At 73.5% G+C, this 23,455-nt stretch carries 20 protein-coding genes and 1 pseudogene; 14 read left to right on the top strand and 7 right to left on the bottom strand.

Translation table 11 applies throughout. The annotated features are described in order from the left end of the window. Nucleotides 1-69: pseudogene (locus tag ACZ47G_RS37845) on the top strand (zinc-ribbon domain-containing protein); the annotation flags it as partial. A 264-nt stretch (nt 70-333) separates the two neighbouring features. Further along, nucleotides 334-1,356, top strand: coding sequence for a zinc ribbon domain-containing protein (locus ACZ47G_RS37840; protein WP_465750803.1), 1,023 nt, complete (start codon nt 334-336; stop codon nt 1,354-1,356). An 89-nt stretch (nt 1,357-1,445) separates the two neighbouring features. Here the strand turns inward: ACZ47G_RS37840 and ACZ47G_RS37835 are convergent, their stop codons facing one another. Continuing rightward, nucleotides 1,446-2,642 (bottom strand): agmatine deiminase family protein, encoded by a 1,197-nt coding sequence (locus ACZ47G_RS37835; RefSeq protein WP_465750763.1) that lies wholly within the window; start codon nt 2,640-2,642, stop codon nt 1,446-1,448. Between the two features lie 246 nt (nt 2,643-2,888). After that, nucleotides 2,889-3,542 (bottom strand): TetR/AcrR family transcriptional regulator, encoded by a 654-nt coding sequence (locus ACZ47G_RS37830; RefSeq protein WP_465750761.1) that lies wholly within the window; start codon nt 3,540-3,542, stop codon nt 2,889-2,891. A 159-nt stretch (nt 3,543-3,701) separates the two neighbouring features. Here ACZ47G_RS37830 and ACZ47G_RS37825 point away from each other — a divergent pair, with 159 nt between their 5' ends. The 9 genes from ACZ47G_RS37825 to ACZ47G_RS37785 all read left to right on the top strand — a co-directional run bounded on the left by ACZ47G_RS37825 (nt 3,702) and on the right by ACZ47G_RS37785 (nt 13,907). Further along, nucleotides 3,702-4,937 (top strand): agmatine deiminase family protein, encoded by a 1,236-nt coding sequence (locus ACZ47G_RS37825; RefSeq protein ID WP_465750759.1) that lies wholly within the window; start codon nt 3,702-3,704, stop codon nt 4,935-4,937. 179 nt (nt 4,938-5,116) lie between these two features. Next, a complete protein-coding gene (locus ACZ47G_RS37820; protein ID WP_465750757.1) occupies nt 5,117-6,127 on the top strand; it encodes an agmatine deiminase family protein in 1,011 nt (336 codons plus the stop codon). 60 nt (nt 6,128-6,187) lie between these two features. Next, nucleotides 6,188-7,840, top strand: a complete 1,653-nt coding sequence (locus tag ACZ47G_RS37815) for an ABC transporter substrate-binding protein (protein WP_465750755.1) — start codon at nt 6,188-6,190, stop codon at nt 7,838-7,840. Next, complete coding sequence (locus ACZ47G_RS37810; protein WP_465750752.1) at nt 7,837-8,796, top strand: ABC transporter permease; 960 nt, start codon at nt 7,837-7,839, stop codon at nt 8,794-8,796. Before ACZ47G_RS37815 ends, ACZ47G_RS37810 begins: the two co-directional genes overlap by 4 nt. Further along, nucleotides 8,793-9,665, top strand: coding sequence for an ABC transporter permease (locus tag ACZ47G_RS37805; RefSeq protein ID WP_465750750.1), 873 nt, complete (start codon nt 8,793-8,795; stop codon nt 9,663-9,665). The genes ACZ47G_RS37810 and ACZ47G_RS37805 overlap by 4 nt, the downstream gene beginning before the upstream one ends. 117 nt (nt 9,666-9,782) lie before the next feature. Further along, the gene (locus ACZ47G_RS37800; RefSeq protein ID WP_465750748.1) at nt 9,783-10,739 is read left to right on the top strand and encodes an ABC transporter ATP-binding protein; all 957 of its coding nucleotides are present in this window, start codon (nt 9,783-9,785) and stop codon (nt 10,737-10,739) included. Then, a complete protein-coding gene (locus tag ACZ47G_RS37795) occupies nt 10,732-11,529 on the top strand; it encodes an ABC transporter ATP-binding protein (protein ID WP_465750746.1) in 798 nt (265 codons plus the stop codon). Before ACZ47G_RS37800 ends, ACZ47G_RS37795 begins: the two co-directional genes overlap by 8 nt. Before the next feature lie 240 nt (nt 11,530-11,769). Beyond that, nucleotides 11,770-13,026: an agmatine deiminase family protein gene (locus ACZ47G_RS37790; RefSeq protein WP_465750744.1), complete on the top strand. Its 1,257-nt coding sequence runs from the start codon at nt 11,770-11,772 to the stop codon at nt 13,024-13,026. Beyond that, nucleotides 13,023-13,907 carry a DUF4436 family protein gene (locus tag ACZ47G_RS37785; protein ID WP_465750742.1) on the top strand — a complete coding sequence of 295 codons (885 nt, stop codon included), beginning with the start codon at nt 13,023-13,025 and terminating at the stop codon, nt 13,905-13,907. The genes ACZ47G_RS37790 and ACZ47G_RS37785 overlap by 4 nt, the downstream gene beginning before the upstream one ends. A gap of 31 nt (nt 13,908-13,938) precedes the next feature. Here ACZ47G_RS37785 and ACZ47G_RS37780 read toward each other — a convergent pair whose 3' ends face one another. Then, a complete protein-coding gene (locus ACZ47G_RS37780; RefSeq protein WP_465750740.1) occupies nt 13,939-14,580 on the bottom strand; it encodes a TetR/AcrR family transcriptional regulator in 642 nt (213 codons plus the stop codon). A 142-nt stretch (nt 14,581-14,722) separates the two neighbouring features. Here ACZ47G_RS37780 and ACZ47G_RS37775 point away from each other — a divergent pair, with 142 nt between their 5' ends. Next, complete coding sequence (locus ACZ47G_RS37775) at nt 14,723-15,949, top strand: agmatine deiminase family protein (protein ID WP_465750738.1); 1,227 nt, start codon at nt 14,723-14,725, stop codon at nt 15,947-15,949. Between the two features lie 86 nt (nt 15,950-16,035). Here ACZ47G_RS37775 and ACZ47G_RS37770 read toward each other — a convergent pair whose 3' ends face one another. The 3 genes from ACZ47G_RS37770 to ACZ47G_RS37760 form a co-directional block, all read right to left on the bottom strand. Further along, on the bottom strand, nt 16,036-17,199 hold the full coding sequence (locus tag ACZ47G_RS37770) for an agmatine deiminase family protein (protein ID WP_465750736.1): 1,164 nt from the start codon (nt 17,197-17,199) through the stop codon (nt 16,036-16,038). A 68-nt stretch (nt 17,200-17,267) separates the two neighbouring features. After that, entirely contained in the window at nt 17,268-18,305 is a 1,038-nt protein-coding gene (locus tag ACZ47G_RS37765) for an agmatine deiminase family protein (protein WP_465750734.1), read from the bottom strand. A gap of 232 nt (nt 18,306-18,537) precedes the next feature. After that, the gene (locus ACZ47G_RS37760) at nt 18,538-19,092 is read right to left on the bottom strand and encodes a TetR/AcrR family transcriptional regulator (protein ID WP_465750732.1); all 555 of its coding nucleotides are present in this window, start codon (nt 19,090-19,092) and stop codon (nt 18,538-18,540) included. 350 nt (nt 19,093-19,442) lie between these two features. On the opposite strand from ACZ47G_RS37760, the gene ACZ47G_RS37755 reads away from it, so the two are divergent. Then, complete coding sequence (locus tag ACZ47G_RS37755) at nt 19,443-20,150, top strand: hypothetical protein (protein ID WP_465750730.1); 708 nt, start codon at nt 19,443-19,445, stop codon at nt 20,148-20,150. A gap of 73 nt (nt 20,151-20,223) precedes the next feature. Here the strand turns inward: ACZ47G_RS37755 and ACZ47G_RS37750 are convergent, their stop codons facing one another. Further along, complete coding sequence (locus tag ACZ47G_RS37750; RefSeq protein WP_465750728.1) at nt 20,224-21,828, bottom strand: phytoene desaturase family protein; 1,605 nt, start codon at nt 21,826-21,828, stop codon at nt 20,224-20,226. A gap of 215 nt (nt 21,829-22,043) precedes the next feature. Between ACZ47G_RS37750 and ACZ47G_RS37745 the strand changes: the two genes are divergently transcribed. Then, complete coding sequence (locus ACZ47G_RS37745) at nt 22,044-23,027, top strand: PI-PLC domain-containing protein (RefSeq protein ID WP_465750726.1); 984 nt, start codon at nt 22,044-22,046, stop codon at nt 23,025-23,027. Nucleotides 23,028-23,455: the final 428 nt, after the last annotated feature.

The raw sequence follows: 23,455 nt of genomic DNA, 5'->3' as shown, positions 1-23,455 counted from the left end.
ATGCCGGTGTGTCCCGAATGCGGAACGGCCAATGCGGAGGGGGACGACTTCTGCGGCAACTGCGGCGCCTACCTGGGGTGGTCGCGCAGTACGCCGGCGGCCGCGCCTGCCGCTCCTGAGCCTGCTACTTCTACCCCTGCTACTCCTACGTCTGCTGTTCCTACGCCCGCTGCTCCCGCGCCCGGTGCTCCCGCGCCCGGTGCCCCTGCGGCGCCCTCGGCCGCCCCTGCCGAGCCTTCGCCCGCGCGGGTCGAGCCTTCGCCCGCCGAGGCCGAGTCCGCCGCCCCCGGGACCGCGCGCACCGGCTCCACCTGGCGCGACGTCTCCCGGCGGGTGACCAGCCGCAGCAGGCGCGCCCAGCCGCCCGCCCCGGCGCCCGCCCCCGAACCCGTGGCCGAACCCGCGGCGCCGACCCCGGCCGCCGAGGAGCCGCCGGCCCCGCCCGCGGTGGCGACCTCGCGCTCGACCTCCACCCGGGCCCGGCCCGCCCCGGCGCCCCAGCCCGCCCCGGCCCCGGCCGCGACGCCCGGACCGGTGTCCCCACCGGCACCCGAACCGGCCCCCGTGCCGCCGACCGACCCGGTGGCGGTGCAGCCCGCCAAGCCCATCGCGCCCCGCCCGGTGGTCCGGACCGCCACGGTCGACGAGGCCCAGGACGGGCCGCCCTGCCCCCGCTGCGGCACGCCCAACCTGCCCGAGCGGCGGTTCTGCCGCCGCTGCGCCGCGCCGCTGACCGCCACCGCGGCCGCGCCCGAGCTGCCCTGGTGGCGCACCCGGTGGCCGTTCCGCCGCCGGGTACGGATCGGCGGTTCGGGCAACGCGCTGCGCCGCGCCATCGCGCTGATCGTGCTGCTGGCGCTGGTGGTGGCGGGGGTCCTGCTGTGGCCGCTCGGCAAGAGCGCCTACCAGGACGTGCTGGACAAGCTGGGCAGCACCGCGCCGATCGCCCCCTCGCTGACCACGGCGAGCGCCGCCGTCGAGGGCCATCCCGCGACCTTCTCCGACGACGGCCTCTCCAACACCTACTGGGGGGCGCCGGCGATCGGGGACTCCGTCAGCTTCACCTTCCGCAGCCCGTTCCGGCTGGTGGACCTGATCATCCACACCGGCGACTCCGCCGACCCGCAGCACTTCCGGCAGCAGGCCCGGCCGGTGCTGCTGGACCTGGAGGTGACCGCCTCGGACGGCGAGGTGCACCGCAAGCAGGTGACGCTCAACGACCAGCCGGGCCCGCAGACCGTGGGGACGGGGATCAGCGACGTCGTCCAGGTGAAGCTGACCGTCCGCGAGGCCGCGGGCACCGGTCCGGGCCGCACCATCGCGCTGGCCGAGGTGGAGTTCTTCAAACGCACCTGAAGCGGTGCCCGCCGCCGTGGGGTCAGAGGGAGCAGGGGCCGTTCGGGGAGGCCCCGGCCCCCGGCCCCCCGGCGGCGGCGCGGCGGGCGTCAGAGGGTCGGCTGGTCGTGGGTGGAGCAGTGGATGCCGCCGCCGCCGGAGGCGATGGTGTCGATCGTCAGCGGGACGATCTCGCGGCCCGGGAACTGGTCCCGGAAGACCTCCTGGGCGTGCCCGTCGGCCCGGGAGTCGCCGAACTGCGGCAGGTAGACGCCCTTGTTGCCGATGTAGAAGTTCATGTACGAGGAGACGAAGGCGTCGCCGCGCCCGGTGATCCGGTCCGGGTCGGGCTGGCTGATCTCGACCACCTTGAGCTTCTTGCCGGTGGCGTCGGTGGCCTCGGCCAGCACGGCGCGGGCCTGGTCGGCCGAGCGGGACCAGACGTCCGCCGGGGAGCCGGGGAAGGCCCGGTCCAGGAAGACCACGCCGGGGGCGGCGAACCGGGCCAGGCAGTCGACGTGGGCGTCGGTGATGTCCTTGCCCTTGACGCCCGCCAGCCAGATCACCTTGGTGACGCCCAGGGCCTTCTTGAGCTCGGCCTCGATCTGGTCGCGGTCGCGCCCCGGGTTGCGGTTGGCGTTGACGATCGAGCTCTCGGTGACCATCAGGGTGCCCTGGCCATCGCTCTCGAACGAGCCGCCCTCGGCGACCAGTCGGGTCGAGATCCGCTCGACCCCGAACCTGTCCAGGACGGCGCGGGCGATCCGGGCGTCGCTGTCGTGCTGCTGCTTGCCGCCCCAGCCGCTGAAGTTGAAGTCGACGCCCTTGACCTTGCCGCCCTCCTCCACGAACACCGGCACGGTGTCGCGGGCCCACAGGTCGTCGACCGGGACGGACAGCAGCTCGACGTCCTTGCCGCAGGAGTTGCGGGCCGAGTCCTCCTGGCCGGGGCGGACCAGCAGGACCAGCGGTTCGCGGCCGCCGATGGCCCGGGCCACCGAGGCGATGTCCTTGCGGACCGGCCCGAGCTGTTCGCCCCAGACGTTCTCGGAGGCGGGCCAGGCCATGAAGGTCCGCTCGTGCTTCTCCCACTCGCCGCCGAGCCGGCGCCCGCGGGCGGGGGCGGCCGTCGCGGGCGGCGCGGTGGCGGGCTCGGCCGGCCGGTCGGCGGGGGCGCCGGAGGAGGACGGGCCGCCCGGCTCCGCCTGGTCGTCGGTGGCCGCGCAGGCGGTCGCGCCGGCCGCGATGAGGCCGGCGCCGGCGAGGGTGCGCAGCACCGTGCGGCGCGCGAGGGAGGTCTGGGACACGGTGGACTCCGGTGGGGCCGAGGGTGGGGCGGTCCGGTGGGCGGGGCGCCGACGGGTGCCGCGTACGGAGGCGGGCGCAGTCGCCCGGCCTCGCCGGAACTGAACTCTGGCATTGACTGAAAAATCAGTCAAGCTTGAGGGTGAAACCACTCGAACCACCCCGAGACGACCCGGTTCGTCTGGGTGATCAGCGAAACGACGGGCGGGATGGAGCCGTCGATCAGGTTCGCGACCGGCTCGTTTTCGTCACGTCGGTCCCCGCCGGTCGGCCCCGGCCAGGCCGGGGCCGCTGGGGTCGCCCGGCCGGCCGCGGTCCAGCTCCGCCTCGATCGCGCCGCGGAGCAGCCGGCGGGCCTGCTCGATCGGGAGCGATCCGCTCAGCCAGCGCACGCTGAGGCCCTCGACCAGGGCGGTGAGCCGTTCGGCGGCCGCCGCGTGGGCCGGGGCGGTGCCGGTCGGGTCGGCGTGGGCGAGCAGCTCGGCGACGTCGTGCACCCAGCTGTGGGTGTTCCGGGCCAGGTCCTCGCGCAGGTCCGGCTCGAAGACGGCGGTCGCCCGCAGCTCGCCCCAGGCGGTGCTGTTCTCCCGCACCTCGGTGGTGTCCTGGAGTTCCAGCAGCAGGACCTGTTCGAGTTCGGCGCCCGGGTCCCGGGCCTGCCCCCGGGCGGGCGGGCCCGTGGCGGGGGTGGGCTGGTCCTCGGCGGTGTAGCGGTCGGCCCGGTCGCTGATGAACTCCAGCGTCTGGCGCAGGATCCCCGCCCGGTCGGTGAAGTGGTAGTAGATCAACGCGGTGGACACCCCGGCCTCGGCGGCCAGCTCGCCCATCCGCAGGCCACGCACGCCGCGTCGGGCGATGACGCGGGTGGCGGCCTGGAGTATCCCCGTCCGGCGGTCTGACATGGACGCTCACCCTACCCGTCCTGGATGCGGACTTGATGAAATCCTGATCAGTTTGTCAGGTCGACGCGCTTTACGTCGCTTGCAGGGTTGACTGGATTTTCAGTGAGGTACAGGATGCGGGGCAACCCCCACACCTCCCACCTCTTGCAGGGAGCGTTCATGACCACCCCCACGCCCACCGAGGCCACCCCCACTCCCTCCCGTCGGAGACTGCTCCGGTTCGGCGCGGCGGTCCTGCCGGCGCTGGCGCTCGGCGCGGCCCCGCCGGGCGTCGCCCGGGCCGCCACCGAGCCGGCTGCCATCGAGCCGGCCGCCACCGAACCGGCGGCCACCGACCGGGCGGCCGCAGCCACCCCCACGCTGCGGATGCCGGCCGAGACCGACCGGCACGACCGCACCTTCATGGCCTGGCCCGCGCTGTCCTCGATCTGGGGCAGCCAGCTGTCGGCCGTCCGCGACGACATCGCCCGGGTCGCCTACGCGATCTCCCGCTACGAACCGGTCGTCGTGGTGGCCCGCCCCGACCAGGCCGCGGACGCCCGCTACCGGCTCGGCCGCGGCGGCGCCTACGGCATCACCGTCCTGGAGATCCCCAACGACGACCTCTGGATCCGGGACTTCGGCCCGACCTTGCTCACCGCCCCCGGCGCGATCGCCGGGCTGGACACCAACTTCAACGGCTGGGGCAAGAGCGGTACGCCCTACTACCAGCCCTTCGCCGAGGACGCCGCCGTCGCGGCCACCCTCCTCCAGCGGTACGGCGTCAACCGGGTCCGCGCGCCGTTCACCGGCGAGGGCGGCGCACTGGAGACGGACGGCCAGGGCACCCTGCTGGCCACCGTCAGCTCGCTGGTCAACCCCAACCGCAACCCCGGGATGTCCCAGGACCAGGTCGAGCAGGCGCTGAGGACGAGCCTGGGCCTGAGCAAGGTCATCTGGCTCCCCGGCCTGGCCGGCCAGGACATCACCGACGACCACGTGGACTGCCTGGCCCGCTTCACCGCACCCGGCAAGGTCGTCCTGGACCGGCCCGGCCCGGGCACGGACCAGATCTGGATCGACGTCCACCAGCAGGCCAAGCAGGCCCTGGCCGGCGCCACCGACGCCCGGGGCCGCCCTCTGGTCGTCACCGAACTCCCGGGCCCCGACCGCCAGTTGATCCGCGGCAAGGGCAAGGACTTCCTGTCGAGCTACACCAACTTCTACACCGCCAACGGTGCCGTGTTCGTCCCGCGGTTCGGCGACACCGTGGCCGACGGAACGGCGTACGCGATCCTCCAGGCCGCCTACCCGGACCGCGACGTCGTCCAGCTGGACATCGACACCATCGCGAGCGGCGGCGGTGGCATCCACTGCGCCACCCAGTCCCAGCCCAGCGTCCCGCCGCTCGGCTGACGGTCCTCATCGGCTGACCGTCTCATCAGCCGAGCCGTCCGAGCCGTCCGAGCCGTCCGAGCCGTCCGAGCCGTCCGAGCACCACCCCGAGACTCCCGGCGGCCCGCAGGCCAACCCCACGGAGGCGGGCCGCCGGGCCCACCGGTCCACCCGCACACCCGATCCCGAAGAGGTATCCCGTGACCGTCACGTACCGCATGCCCGCCGAGTGGACCGAACACGAGGGCTGCCTGATGGCCTGGCCCGTCCGCGCGGACCTGTGGGGCGACACCCTCGCCGAGGCGAAGCGCGAGTACGCCGAAGTCGCCCGCACCATCGCCCGGTTCGAGCCCGTGACGATGACCGCCCCGCCCGGCCACGGCGAGGAGGCGCGCGCCCGGTGCGGCGAGGGCGTCACCGTCGTCGAACTGCCCATGGACGACTCCTGGTTCCGTGACTCCGCGCCGATCTTCGTGCTCGACGCCGAGGGCCGCCGGGCCGGCGTGGACTTCCGGTTCAACTCCTGGGGCCGCAAGCACCACCCGTGGGACGCCGACGACCGGATCAGCGCCCTGCTGCTGGAGCACCTCGGCACCCCGGTGGTCCGCTCCGAGATGATCCTCGAAGGCGGCGCCGTCACCGTCGACGGCGAGGGCACCCTGATCACCACCGAGCAGTGCCTGCTGCACCCCAACCGCAACCCCGGGATGAGCCGCGAGGAGATCGAGGCCGAGCTCGAGCGGTGCCTCGGCGTGACCAAGGTGATCTGGCTGCCGTACGGCGGCCTGCTGGACACCGAGACCGACGGACACGTGGACGGCGTCTGCGCCTTCGCCGCCCCCGGCAAGGTCGTCGTCCAGCTCCCCGCCGACCCGGAGCACCCCGACTACGCCCGGATGCGGGCCAACCGCGCCGTGCTGGAGCACTCCACCGACGCCCAGGGCCGCCCGTTCGAGATCGTCGACGTCCCGCAGGCCGCGTTCGTCGAGGTCGACGGCCGCGAGGTCGAGGTCGGTTACCTCAACCACTACCTGGCCAACGGCGCGGTGGTCGTCCCGGTGGCCGACCACCCCGAGGACGAGGCCGCGCTCGCCGTCCTCGCCGGGGCGTACCCGGACCGCGAGGTCGTCGGCGTCCGCTCCCGGGTGATCGCCTGGGGCGGCGGCGGCATCCACTGCATCACCCAGCAGGTCCCGGCCGTCCGCGGCTGACGCACCGTCCGCACGGCGCACCGCACGTCCTCTCCCCGCTCCGACCGGAAGCCCACCCTCATGACCCTCACCCCCGCGAGACGAGCCGCCTCCCCGGGCCGGCTCGCCCTCGCCACCACCGCCCTGCTGTCCGCCGCGGCGCTGGTCGCCGCCTGCTCCGGCCCGCCGCACGGCGCCGGCGCCGACCAGGGGGGCGTCCAGCTCTCCGCGACCACCCCGCCCGCCAAGGGCGAGCTGGACTCCTTCACCTGGGCCACCTACGCCGAGCCGCCGACCCTCGACTACGTCCAGGCCTTCGACTACCCGCAGAACACCATCCTCTCCAACGTGTGCGAGAGCCTGATGCGCTGGACCCCCCAGCTCACCCTGGCGCCCGGCCTGGCGGAGAAGGCCACCAACCCCGACCCGACCACCTGGGTCTACGACCTGCGCTCCGGGGTGCACTTCCACGACGGCACCGAGATGACCGCCGACGACGTGGTGTACAGCCTCGGCCGGCAGACCGACCCGGACAACGCGGCGGCCTGGGCCCAGGTGTTCCAGAACGTCGACACCGTCACCAGGACCGGACCGCTGCAGGTCACCGTCAAGCTCAAGCAGCCCGACTCCCAGTTCCCGCAGTACATGGCCACCGCGGCCGGCGTCGTCGCCGCCAAGGCCGGGGTGGAGGCCGCGGGCAAGGACTACGGCACCAGCGGCAGCCTCGACTGCACCGGCCCGTACCGGCTCGGCAGCTGGGCCAAGGGCCAGTCGCTGGAGCTCCAGCGCTTCGACGACTACTGGGGCACCAAGGCCAAGTCCAAGAAGGTCGTGTTCAGCTTCCTCACCGACTCCTCCGCCCGCACCAACGCGATGCTCACCGGCGACGTCGACGGCGGCTACCTGATCCCCACCGAGAGCTACGACCGGCTGCGGAAGAGCGGCCCGGGCACGCTCTACTTCGGCGAGGGCCTGAGCACCGTCAACGTCAACGTCACCACCATGAAGGGCGCGCTCGGCGACGTCCGGGTGCGCCAGGCGCTGTCGCTGGCCCTGGACCGCTCCGGCTTCGTCAGGACCGGCCTGGCCGGCGCCGGCACCGTCACCGGCTCCCTCACCACCCGGGCCGCCTGGGGCGGCGCCCCCGACGACGTCCGCAAGAGCGCCTTCGACGGCCTCACCCCCACCACCCAGGACATCGACAAGGCCAAGGCCCTGGTCAAGGAGGCCGGCGCGAGCGGCAAGACGCTCGTCATGGCCACCAGCACCATCGGCCAGGACGTCTCGCTGCTCGCCACCGCCGTCCAGGCCGCCGGGACGAGGATCGGGCTCGACATCCAGCTGAAGACGATCGCCCCGAACGCCTTCACCGCGCTGTTCACCGACGCCAAGGCGCGCGAGGGCGTCGACATGTTCCCGGAGACGTACTACGACTCCATCACCGACCCGCTCGACCTGCTCGTCAACTTCCGCACCGGCGCCTACCAGAACTTCGCGGGCTACAGCGACAAGGCCTACGACGACCTGGTCGACCGGGCCACCGCCGAGTACGACCCGGCCGAGCGCGGCGCGGTCGAGGCCAAGCTCCAACAGGCCGCCTCCCAGCAGCTGCTGTGGATCCCGGTCGCCGAGTGGCCCACCGCCGTCTTCCTCAACAAGCGGATCACCGGCGCCCCGACCACCATCTCGTACATGTACTACCCGTGGGCCGCCGATGTGGGGGCTGCCCGGTGAGCTTCCTCCGATTCGCCGCCCGGCGGCTGATCGAGATGGCGGTGACCCTGCTCGGTGCCTCCTTCGTGGTCTTCGGCGCGATGTACCTGGCACCGGGCAGCCCCGCCAGTTTCCTGCTGTCCGGCCGGTCGGCCTCGCCGGCCGCCCTGCAGGCGATCAACGAGCAGTACCACCTCGACGACCCGTTCCTGGTCCGGTACTTCCGCTGGCTCGGCCAGGTGCTCCAGGGCGACTTCGGGCGTTCCATCACCTACCGCACCGACGTCTCCGAGCTGCTCGCCGACCGGCTTCCCGCCACCCTGCTGCTGGTCGGGATGGCCCTGGTGGTCGTGGTCGTCATCGGCCTGGCGCTCGGCCGGATCGGCGCGGTGCGCGGCGGCGCCACCGACGCCACGATCCTGGTCACCACCACGATCGCCCTCGGTACGCCGTCCTTCGTGGCCGCCGTCCTGCTCCAGGGCCTGTTCGCGGTCAGGCTGGGCTGGTTCCCGGTCGGCGGCGTCGGCGACGGCCTCGGCGACATGCTCCAGCACCTCACGCTGCCGGCGGTCGCGCTCGCGCTCTACCTCATCGGCATGCTCGCCCGGGTCACCCGCACGGCCATGCTGGAGGCCCTGGAGGGCGAGCACGTCACCGTGGCCCGCAGCCGAGGCGTCCCGGAGCGGGAGGTGATCCGCCGCCACGTGTTCCGCAACTCGCTGGGCACCGTGCTGACCACCGGCGGCCTGATCGTCTCCACCCTGCTGGTCTGCACCGTCCTGGTGGAGTCCGCCTTCAGCATCGGCGGCATCGGCCAGCTGCTCGAACTGTCCACCACCACCAAGGACTTCCCGACCGTCCAGGCCATCTCCCTGATCATCGTGGCCCTGTTCATGACGGTGAACCTGGTCGTCGACCTGATCCACCCGCTGGTCGACCCCCGGATCACCCTCGGCTCCAGGAGGTCCGGCGCATGAGTACCGGTCTCATCCAACGGTCGGGCCTCACCCGCCGCCCCGGGCTCGCCCGGATCAAGTCCGCCGGCGGCCCGCTCCACCTGATCTGCCTCGGCTTCGCCGCCCTGGTCGTGCTCGCCGCACTGCTCGCCCCCTGGCTCTCGCCGTACGACCCGAACGCCGTCGACCTCGGCAACGCCCTCGCCGGGCCCTCGCCCGAGCACCTGCTCGGCGTCGACCCGGCCGGGCGCGACACCCTCGCCCGGCTGCTGCTCGGCGCCCGCACCTCGCTGCTCGGCCCGCTCGGCGTGGTGGCCTTCTCCACCGTCGCCGGCATCGCGGTCGGCCTCGCGGCCGGCTGGCGCGGCGGCTGGCTCGACTCCGTCCTGTCCCGCGGCACCGAACTGGTCTTCGCCTTCCCCGGCATGCTGCTCGCCATCCTGATCGTCTCGGTGTACGGGGAGGGCCTGCTCGCCCCCGTCGTCGCCCTGGCGATCGCCTACCTGCCGTACGTCTCCCGCCTCACCCGCTCCCTGGTGCTGGCCGAACGGACCCGGCCGTACGTCTCCGCGTACCAGGTCCAGGGCCACTCCGCGGTGCAGATCTGCCTGCGGCACGTCCTGCCCAACATCGCGCCGATCGTCCTCGCCCAGTCCGCCGTCAACTTCGGCTACGCCCTGATGGACCTCGCCGGCCTCTCCTTCCTCGGGCTCGGCGTCCCCGCGCTCACCCCCGACTGGGGCCGGATGGTCTTCGACGGCCAGACCGCGATCCAGCACGGCTACCCGCTCTCGGCGATCCTGCCCTGCGCCCTGATCGTGCTGACCGTCGTCGCCTTCAACGTCGTCGGCGAGCGCTGGGCCGACCAGGTCGCCCGGAGGAGCGCGTGAACGGGGGACCGCGTGACAACGGGCGACCGCGTGGAGACAGGGGACCGGCTGACAACGGGCGACCGCGTGGAGCGGAGAGCCGTATGACTCGGAGGATCGCATGACTCGGAGGACCGCATGAACGCCCTCGACATCCAGGGCCTCCGGCTCCGCCTGCCCGGCACCGCCCGCCCCGTCCTGGACGGGGTCGACCTCACCGTCGCCCCCGGCGAGACCGTCGCCCTGGTCGGCGAGTCCGGCTCCGGCAAGACCCTCACCTCCCGCGCCGCCCTCGGCCTGCTGCCACCGGGCGCCACGACGGAGGGGAAGGTCCTCGTCGACGGCCAGGACGTGCTGACCATGGACCCCGCCCGGCTGCGCGCCCTGCGCACCGGCCGGGCCGCGATGATCTTCCAGGACCCGCGGGCCGCCATCAACCCGCTGCGCCGCATCGGGGACTTCCTCACCGAGAGCGTCCGCCTCACCGGCACCATGAGCGCCGTGGACGCCGACCGGCGCGCCGTGGAACTCCTCGAAGCCGTCGGCCTCGGACCGGAACTGCTGCGCCGCTACCCCGGCCAGCTCTCCGGCGGCATGCTGCAACGCGTGATGATCGCCGCCGCCCTGATGGGCGACCCGGTCCTGCTGCTCGCCGACGAGCCCACCACCGCGCTCGACGTCACCAGCCAGGCCGAGGTGGTCGCCCTGCTCGGCCGGCTGCGCGAACGCTTCGGCACCGGCCTGCTGTTCGTCACCCACGACCTCGGCCTCGCCGCCGCCATCAGCGACCGGGTCTACGTGATGTACGCCGGGCGGATCGCCGAACACGGCCCCGCCGCCGCGCTGTTCGAACGGCCCCGGCACCCGTACACCGCCGCCCTGCTCGCGGCCACCCCCGCACTGGACGCCCCGGCCGGCCGGCTCGCCGCCATCGACGGCCAACCACCGGACCTGCGCCAGGAGTTGACGGGCTGCGCGTTCGCCGCGCGGTGCCGCCACGCGACCGACCCGTGCCGCGAGCAGGTGCCCGCCCAGCGCGGCGAGCACCCGGCCGCCTGCCACCACCCGCTCGAAGGGAGCCGTACCGATGGCTGAGCCCGTCCTGCGGGTCAGCGGCCTGCACCGCGCCTTCGGCACCGTGCAGGCCGTCGACGACGTCGCCTTCACCCTCGACGCCGGCGGCTCGCTCGGCATCGTCGGCGAGTCCGGCTCCGGCAAGACCACCACCGCCCGCATCGTCGTCGGCCTCGACCGGGCCGACGCGGGCGAGGTGCTGGTGCACGGCCGGGCCAGGACCGGCCGGGCGCGGAGCAAGGCCGAACGGCTCGCCCGGGCCCGCGAGGTCCAGATGGTCTTCCAGGACCCGTACCTCTCCCTGGACCCGCGCACCGGCGTCGAGGCCGTGCTCCGCGAGACCCTGCGGCTGCACTTCCCCGACACCGACCACCCGGCCCGGATCCGGGAACTCCTCGACCAGGTCGGCCTGGGCACCCGGGCCGCCGAGGCCCTGCCCCGCCAGCTCTCCGGCGGCCAGCGCCAACGCGTCGCCATCGCCCGGGCGCTGGCCGTACGGCCGGCCGTGCTGGTCCTGGACGAGGCGGTCGCCGCCCTGGACGTCTCGGTCCAGGCCCAGGTGCTCAACCTGCTCGCCGACATCCGCGAACAGACCGGTATCGGCTACCTGTTCATCACCCACGACCTCGGCGTGGTCCGCTGCGTCACCGACCAGGTCGTCGTGATGCGGCACGGACGGATCGTCGAATCCGGCCCCACCGCCCACGTCCTGGACTCCCCGCGGCACGCCTACACCAGGCTGCTGCTGGAGTCCGTCCCCCGGCCCGGCTGGGATCCCGACCGGATCGCCGCCGCGCGCCGCGCACTGTAGGACGGCCCGGGCCCGGCAGGTGGTCGGACCTGCGACCCGGGCGAACCAGCACCACCGGCGGACGGCGCCGGCCGGCAGCGACCCCGCCGGCCGGCTCCGCCCGCCGCGGAAAGGACGACCGTGCAGGTCGGCTTGGCCCGCGCGGATTCCCCCGGACGGCGGAGCCGCGCCGCGCCGGATCCTGACCGGTCTTTCAGTAGCCTGCGGAGCCGAACCCGACACCTACCGGAACGAGGCCCCATGGCTCCCTCCCGGCCGTCCCGCCGCGCGCTCCTGCGATCCGGGGCCGCCCTCGCCGCCCTCGCGCTGGCCGGCGGCTGCTCCTCCGACGGCACGTCCGAGGCGCAGTCCGGCCCGAGCGGCACGGCCTCGGGCGCGGCGCCGGCCGCCGGCCCGGCGGTCGGCCGGGCGATGCCCGCCGAGTCCGGCCCGCACACCCGCACCTTCATGGCCTGGCCGGCCCTGGAGGAGGTGTGGGGCGACCAACTCGCCGGCGTGCGCCAGGACATCGCCGCACTCGCCCACGCCGTCGCCGGCTTCGAGCCGGTCGTCCTGCTGGCCCGCCCCGACCAGGCCGACCAGGCCCGCCAGGCCTGCGGCTCCTCGGTCGAGGTGCTGGAGCTGATGGTCGACGACCTGTGGGCCCGGGACACCGGCCCGACCTTCGTCACCGGCCCCCAGGGCCTGGCCGGCGTCGACTTCGACTTCAACGGCTGGGGCGGCAAGCAGACCCACGCCAACGACGGCCAGGTCGCCCGCACTCTCCTCGACCACTACGGCATCACCCGCGTCCAGGCGCCGATCACCGGCGAGGGCGGCGCCATCGAGGTGGACGGCCAGGGCACCCTGATGGCCACCGAGAGCTCCTGGGTCAACGACAACCGCAACCCCGGCAGGACCCGCGACCAGATCGAGGCGAGCCTCAAGGAACTGCTCGGCGTCGAGAAGGTGCTCTGGTTCAAGGGCGTCGCCGGGCAGGACATCACCGACTGCCACGTCGACGCCCTCGCCCGCTTCGCCGAACCCGGCACCGTCGTCCTGCACCGCCCGGCCGCCGACACCCCGCCGGACGTCTGGACCACCGCCTCCGCCCAGGCCCTCCAGGTGCTGCGGTCCGCGACCGACGCCAAGGGCCGCAGCCTCAAGATCGTCGACCTGCCGGAGCCCGACGTCGACCTGATCCAGGGCGCCGGCAAGAACTTCCTCGCCACCTACATCAACTACTACGTCTGCAACGGCGGCGTCATCGTCCCGCGCTTCGGCGACCAGGCCGCCGACGACCGCGCGGCCGGCATCCTCGGCGACCTCCACCCCGGCCGCAAGGTCACCCAGGTCTCCATCAACCACATCGCCGCGGGCGGCGGCGGCATCCACTGCGCCACCCAGCAGCAGCCCGTCGCGACGGCCGGCGCCTCGACCGGCCCGTCCGCCTCGACCGGCCCGTCCCACTCGGTGGGCCCGTCCGGCCCCTCGTCCGGCCCCTCCGCCTCGGCATGAGGGGCCCCGCCCGGCTGCGCGGCAACCGCTTCGCCCTCGCGCTGCTGCTCCTCGCGGTGCTCTGCTCGGCCGGCATCGCGCTCTACCTCAACGAGCGCGACACCCGGCAGCAGACCCGGGAACTGGCCCTGCCGACCAGCGGGGACTGGATCGAACTGGACCTCACCGCCCAGGAGATCGACCCCGGGACGGGCGAGCTCACCCTCTACGTCGTGCCCGTCCCGCACGGGAGCCTCGCCGAGGGCCCGGACTCCACGGCGTTCACCCGCCAGGTCGACGTCACGGCGCAGTCGGCGGCCCGCACCGACCTGCGCGCCGCACCGGGGGAGCCGGCCACGCCGCAGGCCGTCCAGGCGAACCTCTACGAGGGCACCGAGTCCGACTACCCCTTCGACCGCTACCACTTCGCCCTCGGCTTCGCGGCCTCGGACAACGCGGGCCCGGTGCCGGTCGGCCTGGTCTTCGCGGACGTCGACCCGTTCTTCGTGGTCCGGCCGACCAGCACCCCGCTCACCTCCGGAGCGCGACTGCTGGAGGGCAAGGTCACCCGGGGGCGCAGCACCTTCATCCTGGCCTGGTTCATGATCGCCGCGATGTGGGCGCTCGCCCTGGCCGTGCTGGCCGGGGCCGAAGTGCTCTACCGGGGCGGCCAGGGGCTGGTCTGGCCCTCGCTCGGCTGGATGGCCGCGACCCTGTTCGCGCTGATCGGGATGCGCAACGCGGCGCCCGGCTCGCCGCCGATCGGCTCGCTGATGGACTACCTGGCGTTCTTCTGGGCGGAGGGGATCATCGCCGCGAGCCTGACCTTCACCGTCGTCGCGGGCACCAGGGTCGAGCACCGCAAGCGCCGGGCCGAGGCCGCCGAGGCCGCTGCGCCTTGACGGTGTCGGTCGGGCAGACGGCGTCGGTCGGTCAGACGGTGGCGGCCAGCGAGTCCAGCAGGGTCCGCAGCACCCGTCCGTCGTCCACCGTCCCGTCCAGCGAGCCGATGGCGGCGAGCCCGTCGACGGCGGCGGCGAAGGCCTCGCCGAGCGGGACGGGGTCGGTGCCGGTGCCGCGCTCCTCGACCAGGCAGCGGAAGAGCCGGACGAAGGCGGCCCGCCAGCGCGCGTACTCGGCCTCCAGGGCGGTGCGGACGCGGTCGTCGTTGAGGGCCAGCCAGTGCAGGGCCGCGTGCAGCCGGGCCAGGTCGGGGCTCTCGGGCCGGGTGAGCAGGGCCAGGACGCGCCCGGCGCGTTCGGCGTAGCCGCCGGGCCCGGCGACGGCCTGCTCCAGCGGGGTGATCCACTCCGGCCGGATGTCCGCCACGACGGCGACGATCAGATCGGTGCGGTCGGCGAAGTGGTAGTGGCACATCCCGTGCGAGACCCCGCACAGGGCGGCCACGTTGCGGGTGGTGAACCGCCCGGCGCCGTCGCCGGCGAGCAGGGTGCGGGCCGCCGCGATCAGCCGGGCCCGGGTCTGCTCGCCCTTGGCGGAGGCGCGCGCCCGGCCGCTGCCGCCGCCCGGTCCGGTGGCCGTGCGCGGGGCCGGTGCCGTCTCCCGTGTCGCCATGGCCGTCACTGTAGCCACTCCGGGGCAGGCGTCAGGGCGGAATGGTGGCGGATGCCTGCACAAAGTATTGACCGAGCGCTTGGCCAGTTTTACCGTTCGTTCAACTCGTCCACCACAGAAGGACGTTGACAAGGAGGCAGTGATGGAGGAAGGCACCAGACCGTACACCGAGAACGCCCCGAGGCTCGGCCGCCGCCGGTTCCTGACGGCCGCCGGGCTCGCCGCCGCCGGCACCGCGCTGACCGCCGCGACCGGCGGACCGGCCCGCGCTGCGCAGTACCGCGGCACCGCCGACGGCAGCACCCGCGGCACCACCAGCGGCAGCACCACCCGCAGTGCCAGCGGCCCGGTCGCCGCGGGTGCCCTCCGGGTGCCGCCGGACACCGTCCCGCACACCCGGACCTGGATGGCCTGGCCGGACAACAGCACCATCTGGCGCGGCAAGCTCGGCGGCGCCCAGTCGAACATCGCCCTGGTCGCGCGGACCATCGCCACGTACGAGCCGGTGACCGTGTGCGCCAACCCCGCCAGCGTCGCCAAGGCGCGCTCGATGTGCGGCTCGTCCGTCACCGTCATCGGGGACATCCCGGTCGACGACTGCTGGATGCGCGACACCGGCCCGGTCTTCCGCACCGACGGCGCGGGGGGCCTCGACACCATCGGCCTCAACTTCAACGGCTGGGGCAACCACCAGAACCCGCACGGCAACGACGCCCTGGTCGCCCAGCGCGTCGCCGCCTACCTCGGCCTGCCGTTCACCCCCGCCGGACTGGTCGCCGAGGGCGGCGCCATCGAGACCGACGGCTCCGGCACCCTGATGGCCACCCGGAGCAGCATCATCAACGCCGACCGCAACCCCGGGATGTCCCAGGCCGCGATCGAGAGCGCGATGTGCGCCGCCTACGGTGCCACCGAGGTGATCTGGTTCCCCGGCATCGCCGGCCAGGACATCACCGACGACCACGTGGACGCCACCTCGCGCTTCCTCGGCGCCGGCCGGGCCGTCGTCCAACTGCCGCTGTCCTCCGACACCGACGTGTGGTCCCAGGACGAGCGCCAGCAGTACGCGATCCTCGGCTCCGCCACCAGCGCCCAGGGCACCCCGGTCTCGGTCAGCACTGTCCAGGGCCCCGACTACTACCTGATCCGCTCGACCGACCCCGACTTCGTCGGCTCCTACGCCAACTACTACCTGTGCAACAACGCGGTGATCTCGGCCCAGTTCGGCGACACCCGGGCCGACAGCGCCGCCCGCGCCGCCCTCGCCCGGTTGTTCCCGGGCCGTACGGTCGAGCAGCTCGACATCGACTACCTCGGCGCGGGCGGCGGCGGCATCCACTGCGTCACCCAGCAGCAGCCCGCCGCTTAGGGCCTGCCCGTCGGACAGGCCCTGGTCCGACACGGCGGCCTGCCCGGGGCCCGTCCCACGGCGGGCACCCGGACCGGCCGCCCCGGTCAGCCCACGGCGGGGATGTCGTGGGTGGCGCAGTGGATGCCCCCACCGCCGGCCGCGATCGCGTCGATCCTCACCGGGACGATCTCCCGGCCCGGGAAGTACCGCTTGAGGACCTGCTGGGCGCGCTCATCGGCCCGGGCGTCGCCGAACTTCGGCAGGTAGACGCCCTTGGAGCCGATGTAGAAGTTCATGTACGAGGAGACGAAGGCGTCCCCGCGTCCGGTGATCCGGTCCGGGTCGGGCTGCTGGAGCTCGATCACCTGGAGCTTCTTGCCGGTGGCGTCGGTGGCGTTCGTCAGGACGCCGCGGGCCTGGTCGGCCGCCCGGGACCACACGTCGGCCGGGCCGCCGGGGAAGGCCTGGTCGAGCAGGACGACCCCGGGGGCGACGAAGCGGGTCAGGCAGTCGACGTGGGCGTCGGTGATGTCCTTGCCCTTGACGCCGGCCAGCCAGATCACCTTGGTCACGCCGAGCACCTTCTTCAGCTCCGCCTCGACGTGGTCCCGGCTCATCCCCGGGTTGCGGTTGCCGTTGACCACGGAGCTCTCGGTGACCAGCAGGGTGCCCTGGCCGTCGGTCTCGAAGGAGCCGCCCTCGCCGACCAGCCGGGTCTCGATCCGCTCCACGCCGTACTTGGCCAGTACCGTCCGGGCGACCTTGGAATCGTTGCCGCGCTGCTGCTTGCCGCCCCAGCCGTTGAAGTTGAAGTCGACGCCCTTGACCTTGCCGCCCTCCTCCACGAACACCGGCAGGGTGTCCCGGGCCCACAGGTCGTCGACGGCGATCGGCACCACCTCGACGGCCGAGCCGCAGGCCTTCCGCGCGGCGTCCGCCTGCTCGGGGCGGGCCATCAGCACGACGGGTTCGCGGGCGGCGATGGCCTGGGCCAGGCCGGCGACGTCCCGGCGGACGTCCGGGAGCTGGTCGCCCCAGACGTTCTCGGAGGCGGGCCAGGACATCACCGTGCGCAGGTGCTTCTCCCACTCGGCGCCGAACCGGCGGGCGCCGGGGGCGCCGGGCTGCTGGGAGGGCGGCACGGCGCCGTCCGGGTCCTCGGCGCCGGTGGGGTCGCAGGCGGTCAGGCCGAAGGTGAGGGCGCCGACCCCGGCGCCGACGCCGGCGAGGGTGCGGATCATGCCGCGGCGGGACAGGGCACTGGTCATACGGGTACTCCGGTCGAGGTCGGTGCTGCGCAGGCGGACGGGCGGACGGACGGACGGGCGGGGGCGGGTCACGGCATCGGCTCGTGCATGGTCGAGCAGTGGATGCCGCCGCCCCCGGTCATCAGCCGGTCGACGTCGAGCTGCACCACCTCGCGGCCGGGGAAGGCCGCGGCCAGCGCCTCGCGCGCGGCGGCGTCCTTGTGGGCGTCGCCGAACTGGGCGGTGATGACACCGCCGTTGACGAGGTGGAAGTTGAGGTAGGAGTCCACGAACTTGGAGCTGCGCGAGCGGACGGTGTCCGGTCCGTGCACCACCATGACGTGCAGCCGGCGGCCCCGGGCGTCGGTCGCGGCGGACAGGATCGCGAACTGCTCGCGGGCGTCCCGGGCCCACTCGTCGTCGCGGTCGGCCGGCGGCAGCTGCACCATCACCACGCCGGGCCGGATGAACCGGGAGGTGACGTCCACGTGGTCGTCGGTGATGTCCTGGCCCTTGATGCCGGGCAGCCAGATCATCTTGTCCGCGCCGTAGGCCTCCAGGACGGACTCCTCGATCTCGTCCCGGCTCATGCCGCGGTTGCGGTTCTTGTTGACCAGGCTGCTCTCGGTGGCCATCACCGTGCCGTCGCCGTCGGTCTCGATCGCGCCGCCCTCGCCGACGAAGTCCGCGTAGGTGTGGCGCAGGCCGCGGCGGGCGGCGATCCGCTCGGCGACCCGGGCGTCGTCGTAGTGGACCTGCTTGTTGCCCCAGCCGTTGAAGTTGAGCACCACGGCGTCCAGGCCGCCGTAGCCGTCCCGGCGGAACACCGGCGCGGTGTCGCGCATCCACAGGTCGTCGGTGGGGATGGCGGTGATCACCTCGACGGCGGGGCCGCAGCGGTCCCGGGCCTTGTCGGCGGTCCAGTCGTCGGGGGCGCACATGACCACCGGCTCGAACCGGGCGACGGTGCGGGCGATCAGCGCGATGTCCTCCTGGACGCCGCCCAGGCGCAGTCCCCACACGCCCCGGCGGGACGGCCAGGACATCCAGGTCCGTGCGTGCGGGACGTCGTCCGCGGGCACCCAGGGGTAGGTCTCGGCGGAGCGGGCGTCGTGGTGGCTGGTCATGAGGGTCTCCAGTTCGTGCGACGGTGCCGGAGGAGGGTGCGGGGCCGCCGGGACCACTCTTCGCGCCGCAACGCACCGGCGCACCACGGGGACGGGCCGGCGGCAGCACCCTGCCTGCGGGTTCAGGCTCGCACTGACTGAAAAATCAGTCAAACTCATCGGCGCGCCATGACTCCGCGGCTGGGAAGCCGGTACGGAGCGTGACGAATCGACGAATCGACGAATCGACGAATCAGGACCCGAGCCGGGTGACCTCGCCGTCGATGGCGTCCAGCAGCAGGGTGCGGGCGTGCGCCAGCGGCAGGCTGCCGCTGAGCCAGCGGGTGCTCAGTCCCTCCAGCAGCGCGGTCAGCCGCTCCGCCGCGCCGGCCAGCGCGACCGCCGAGGACATCGGCTGCACGGTGCCGAGCAGTTCGGCGATCTCCTGCACCCAGACCCGGGTGGCGCGCGCCAGGTCCTCGCGCAGCGTCTCGTCGAACACCGCGCTCGCCCGCAGCTCGCCCCAGGCGGTGCTGTTCTCGCGGACCTCCACGCTGTCCTGGAGCTCCAGCAGCAGCGTCTGCTCCAGCTCCTCGCGGGCCGTCAGCGGCGGTGCGTCCGCCGCGCGTTCGGTCGTGTAGCGCTCGGCCCGGTCGTTGATGAACTCCAGCGTCTGCCGGAGGATCCCGGTGCGGTCCTTGAAGTGGTAGTAGATCAGCGCGGTGGACACCCCCGCCTCGGCGGCGAGCTCTTCCACTCGCAGTCCGCGCACACCGCGCCGGGCGATCACCCGCGCGGCTGCTTCCATGATCGACGTTTTACGACTGGCCACGATCGACCACCTTACCCGTGGGCCGGGCCAAGATCCCTACGTCTGCTGAAAGTCCCGTCAGCCGAGACGTCCGGACCGGGGGGCGCCCGGCCTGGGGGAGGGGGCGGGACCGAGCGGGAGGGCGGGGGAGGGTGGGGGATCGGCAGGACGGCTTTCGGACAAGGTGGGCCCCGGAGCCGGAATTCTCGGCTCCTCCCCTGAACTTTCACCTCACCACCACCTAGGGTGGCTCTCGCTCCGCCGCCGGACGGGCGGGGCGGGCCGGGCGAACCGGCCCCACGGGGGCTGTCAGCTTTCCTCAACACCTTTGGGGCACAACTAACATGATGCTTCGTCAATTATGGAAGCGCGCGGCCGCCCGGGTCGTCGGCCGGGGCGCCGGAGCCGTCGCGGCGGCCGTGGCCCTGATCGCGGCCGTCGCCCTGGGCGGCACCGTCTCCGGCATGTCCGCGGCGGAGGCCAGGACGACGGGCTGGGGCGCGGGCAGCTGGAGCTGCTCCGGGCAGCCCGTCGCCGCCGGCAACGTCATCACCGACCACGACAGCGCCGGCTGCAACGGCTACGGCTCCTGGTACCAGCAGCCCGCCAAGGACGGCATCTGGACCTGCTCCGGTTCGCCGGTGGTGGCCGGCTACGTGATCACCGACCACCAGGCCACCGGCTGCCGAGGCATCGGCGCCTGGCGCCACAACCTCGTCCACGACGGCATCTGGACCTGCTCCGGCTCGCCCGTCGTGCCCGGCTACGTCATCACCAACCACCTGCGGGCCGGCTGCGGCGGCATCGGCGGCTGGCAGCACGGCCTGCCGCACGACGGGATCTGGACCTGCTCGGGCTCCCCGGTGGTGGCGGGCTACGTGATCACCGGGCACCTGGCGGCCGGCTGCGACGGCGCCGGGGCCTGGCGCCACAACACCGCCCGCGTCGGCCTGTGGACCTGCCCGGGCTCGCCCGTCCCGCCGGGCTTCCGCTCCACCCTCTACAACGCCGGCGCCTGTGACGGCCTCGGCGGCTGGGTGCTCGCCCGCGCCTGACGCCTCGACCCCCTGACCGGCCCGGCCCCGCCGCTCATCCGGCTGCTCGTGCAGCTCGTGCAGCTCATGCAGCTCATGCGGATCGGACGGCCGGGTCGGTCAGGACGGCCTGCGCCGCGTTGTGCCCCGGGATGCCGCTGACCCCGCCGCCGCGGACGGCGCCCGCCCCGCACAGCAGCACGTTCGGGTGCGCCGTGGCCACCCCCCACCGAGCGGCGACGCCCTGCGGCCCCCGCACCGTGTCCTCAGCCTCGTCGGTGAAGGGGAAGGCGAGGTCGCGATGGAAGATGTGCCCGCCCGGCAGCCCGAGCTCCCGTTCCAGTTCCGGCGGCGTCCTGGCCTCGACACAGGGCCGCCCGTCGGCGTCGACGGCCAGGCAGTCGGCGATCGGCTCGGCCAGCACCGCGTCCAGCTGTGCCAGGCTCGCGGCCAGCGCGCGCTCCTCGGCCGCCGGGTCGCCGAACAGCCGGGCCGGCATGTGCAGCCCGAACAGGGTCAGCGTCTGCAGCCCCTGCCGGACGGCCTCCGGCCCGAGGATCGACGGGTCGGTCAGGGTGTGGCAGTAGATCTCGGACGGCGGCGCCGAGGGCAGCCGGCCGGCCAGCGCCTCGGTGTACGCGGTCTCCAACTGCCGGTAGCCCTCGGCGATGTGGAACGTCCCGGCGAAGGCCTCGCGCGGGTCGGCGGCGCTGTCCCGCAGCCGGGGCAGGCGGCGCAGCACCATGTTGACCTTCAGCTGGGAGCCCTCCGGCGCCGGCCCCGGGTCCTCGCCGAGCAGCCGGGCCAGGGCGGCCGGCGCGGCGTTGACCAGCACTCGGCGGCCCGCCGCCGTCGCCTCGCCGTCCCGGTGCCGGTAGGAGACCTCGGCGTCGCCGCGGCCGTCGGTGGCGATGGCGGTGACCTCGCAGCCGGTCCGGATCTCGGCCCCGGCCGCGAGCGCGGCCTCGGCCAGCGCGTCCGTGACCGCGCCCATCCCGCCGACCGGGACGTCCCAGTCACCGGTGCCGTTGCCGATCACGTGGTAGAGGAAGCAGCGGTTCTGCCGGAGCCCGGGGTCGTGGGCATGGGTGAAGGTGCCGATCAGCGCGTCCGTCAGGACCACGCCGCGTACCAGGTCGTCGGTGAAGCTCCGTTCGATCTCCTCGCCCAGCGGCCGCTCGAACAGGGAGCGCCAAGCGGCCTCGTCGCCGACCCGCCGACGAAGCTCGGCGCGGGTGGGCAGCGGTTCGGTGAGGGAGGGGAACACCCGGCGGGCGACCTCCCCGGTCATCCCGTAGAAGCGCTGCCAGGCCTGCCACTCCCGGTCGGCGCCGGTCAGCGCCCGGAAGCTCTCCCGGGTGCGGGCCGGGTCTGCCGCGTCCACCAGGAGCCCGGTGGGCTTCCCGTCCCGGACGGCGGGGGTGTAGGAGGAGACCCGGCGCCGGCGCAGGTCCAGTCGCAGCCCGAGGTCCCGGACCACCTTCCGCGGCAGCAGGCTGACCAGGTAGGAGTAGCGCGACAGCCGGGCGTCCACGCCGGGGAACACCCGGGCGGAGACGGCGGCCCCGCCCACCCGGGCCAGCCGTTCGAGGACCAGCACCCGCCGGCCGGCCCGGGCCAGGTAGGCCGCCGCCACCAGTCCGTTGTGCCCGCCGCCGACGATCACGACGTCGTACCGGGAGTTGAGGATCGTGGTCACGCGGTCACGGTACGACACCGGGGCCGGGCCGGGGAACAGGTGCGACACCGCGACCGCCGAGCCCGTCCCGCCGCAACCGTCCGGACCATACGGGTCGTCAGAAGTCTCGTGTCCGTGCTCCGTTCGGTCGCCGTTCATCGTTCGAGGACGTACAGTTGGTGCGGCCAGTCATGTACACCTCAGGACGCTGAAGCGACCAGAAGGAGTGCCCTTCCTTGACCACTCACCTCAAGAACGGCGTGCGGGCGCTGCCCGCGCTGGCGGCGGCGCTGTGCGGGATCATCGGCGGCACCACGCTCGGGACGTCCCCGGCCCAGGCGGCCGACCAGCGCCACCCGGTCTACGCCATCGCCCACCGGGTCGACACCCTGGACGGCGTGGACGCGGCCCTCAAGCACGGCGCCAACGGCATCGAGATCGACGTCTGCGCCTGGTGGAACCCGAACGAGTGGCGCGCCTACCACGACTGTTCCTCCGCCGGGGAGAACCGGCTCGGCCCCAGCTTCGACGCCATGATCGACCGCATCCTCTCCAATGCCAACGCGGGACGCCGGCTGTCCCTGGTCTGGCTGGACATCAAGGACCCGAACTACTGCGGCGAGGAGCCCAACCGCACCTGCAGCGTCGCCGGACTGCACGACAAGGCACAGCGGCTGACCGCCGCCGGCATCCAGGTCCTCTACGGCTTCTTCGAGTACCACGGCGGCAACACCCCGGACGTCGGCGGCCGCGGCTGGAAGAGCCTGGAGGGCAGGCTCGGCCCGCTGGAGGGCATGACCACCACCGGCACCCGCGACAAGGCCGTCGGCGCCTTCAACCGCTCCGGCGGCGGCATCCCCGTCGGCCACCGGGCGATGGACTACGGCGACACCGACATCAAGAACGGGTTCGGCAACTGCACCGAGGCCACCTGGAACACCTGTGCCGAGCTGAAGAAGGGAGCAGCCGACCGGGCCTCGGGCCAGCTCGCCGCCACGCTGTCCTGGACGGCCACCTACAACGACCCCTGGTACGTCGACAAGCTGCTCGGTGACGCCCGGGTCGACGGCATCATCGCGGGCTACGGCGCCTTCACCGGCGTGCGGGAGTACGACGACAGCTGGCAGTGCGCCAACGCCGTCAACCTCGTCCGCGACTGGGTGAACCGCCACAGCGGCACCCACCGCATGGCCAACAGCGGCGACCGCCTCTTCCACTGAGCGCCCGGCAGCTGATCCGGTGACAGCCCAGCCGGTGAGAGCCCGGTCCGGGGCCGCGTGGGTACGGCCCCGGACCGGGCGTTTTGTTCGGAGCGCCGGGGAGGGGTACTGTCTTCCAGTCGCCGGAGAGGCGGCCCCACTCGGCAGGACCCACTCTCACACCTCGAAGCCCATTCGGTTGGGTTCGTCGGCGTTGTCGTCGACAGGGTGTGAGCGTGAATTTCGAGTAACTCTCGAAATGCGCTAACGTGGTGGTCGTCGCAGAAAGCGGCCCCGGCCAGTTCGGGAAATCGGATGAATGAAACTCCGGAAAACGGAGCGGAAAACATCTGATAAGCTGGAAACACGAAAGAACGAAGCGCCCGGAGGGCCCGCTGGAAGGCGGTCCGAAGGAAGCGTCCGTTCCTTGAGAACTCAACAGCGTGCCA

This window comes from Kitasatospora sp. NPDC030952 (genome assembly GCF_055571335.1).
Note: the sequence above shows the minus strand (reverse complement) of the source record. Positions and strands in the feature narration are given on the sequence as shown.

Excerpts from the sequence above, each read along its gene's own strand:
- ACZ47G_RS37830 (WP_465750761.1), bottom strand. The coding sequence starts at position 3,542 with ATGTCAGACCGCCGGACGGGGATACTCCAGGCCGCCACCCGCGTCATC.
- ACZ47G_RS37825 (WP_465750759.1), top strand. The coding sequence starts at position 3,702 with ATGACCACCCCCACGCCCACCGAGGCCACCCCCACTCCCTCCCGTCGG.
- ACZ47G_RS37815 (WP_465750755.1), top strand. The coding sequence starts at position 6,188 with ATGACCCTCACCCCCGCGAGACGAGCCGCCTCCCCGGGCCGGCTCGCC.
- ACZ47G_RS37805 (WP_465750750.1), top strand. The coding sequence starts at position 8,793 with ATGAGTACCGGTCTCATCCAACGGTCGGGCCTCACCCGCCGCCCCGGG.
- ACZ47G_RS37800 (WP_465750748.1), top strand. The coding sequence starts at position 9,783 with ATGAACGCCCTCGACATCCAGGGCCTCCGGCTCCGCCTGCCCGGCACC.
- ACZ47G_RS37795 (WP_465750746.1), top strand. The coding sequence starts at position 10,732 with ATGGCTGAGCCCGTCCTGCGGGTCAGCGGCCTGCACCGCGCCTTCGGC.
- ACZ47G_RS37790 (WP_465750744.1), top strand. The coding sequence starts at position 11,770 with ATGGCTCCCTCCCGGCCGTCCCGCCGCGCGCTCCTGCGATCCGGGGCC.
- ACZ47G_RS37785 (WP_465750742.1), top strand. The coding sequence starts at position 13,023 with ATGAGGGGCCCCGCCCGGCTGCGCGGCAACCGCTTCGCCCTCGCGCTG.
- ACZ47G_RS37780 (WP_465750740.1), bottom strand. The coding sequence starts at position 14,580 with ATGGCGACACGGGAGACGGCACCGGCCCCGCGCACGGCCACCGGACCG.
- ACZ47G_RS37775 (WP_465750738.1), top strand. The coding sequence starts at position 14,723 with ATGGAGGAAGGCACCAGACCGTACACCGAGAACGCCCCGAGGCTCGGC.
- ACZ47G_RS37770 (WP_465750736.1), bottom strand. The coding sequence starts at position 17,199 with ATGACCAGTGCCCTGTCCCGCCGCGGCATGATCCGCACCCTCGCCGGC.
- ACZ47G_RS37765 (WP_465750734.1), bottom strand. The coding sequence starts at position 18,305 with ATGACCAGCCACCACGACGCCCGCTCCGCCGAGACCTACCCCTGGGTG.
- ACZ47G_RS37760 (WP_465750732.1), bottom strand. The coding sequence starts at position 19,092 with ATGGAAGCAGCCGCGCGGGTGATCGCCCGGCGCGGTGTGCGCGGACTG.
- ACZ47G_RS37755 (WP_465750730.1), top strand. The coding sequence starts at position 19,443 with ATGCTTCGTCAATTATGGAAGCGCGCGGCCGCCCGGGTCGTCGGCCGG.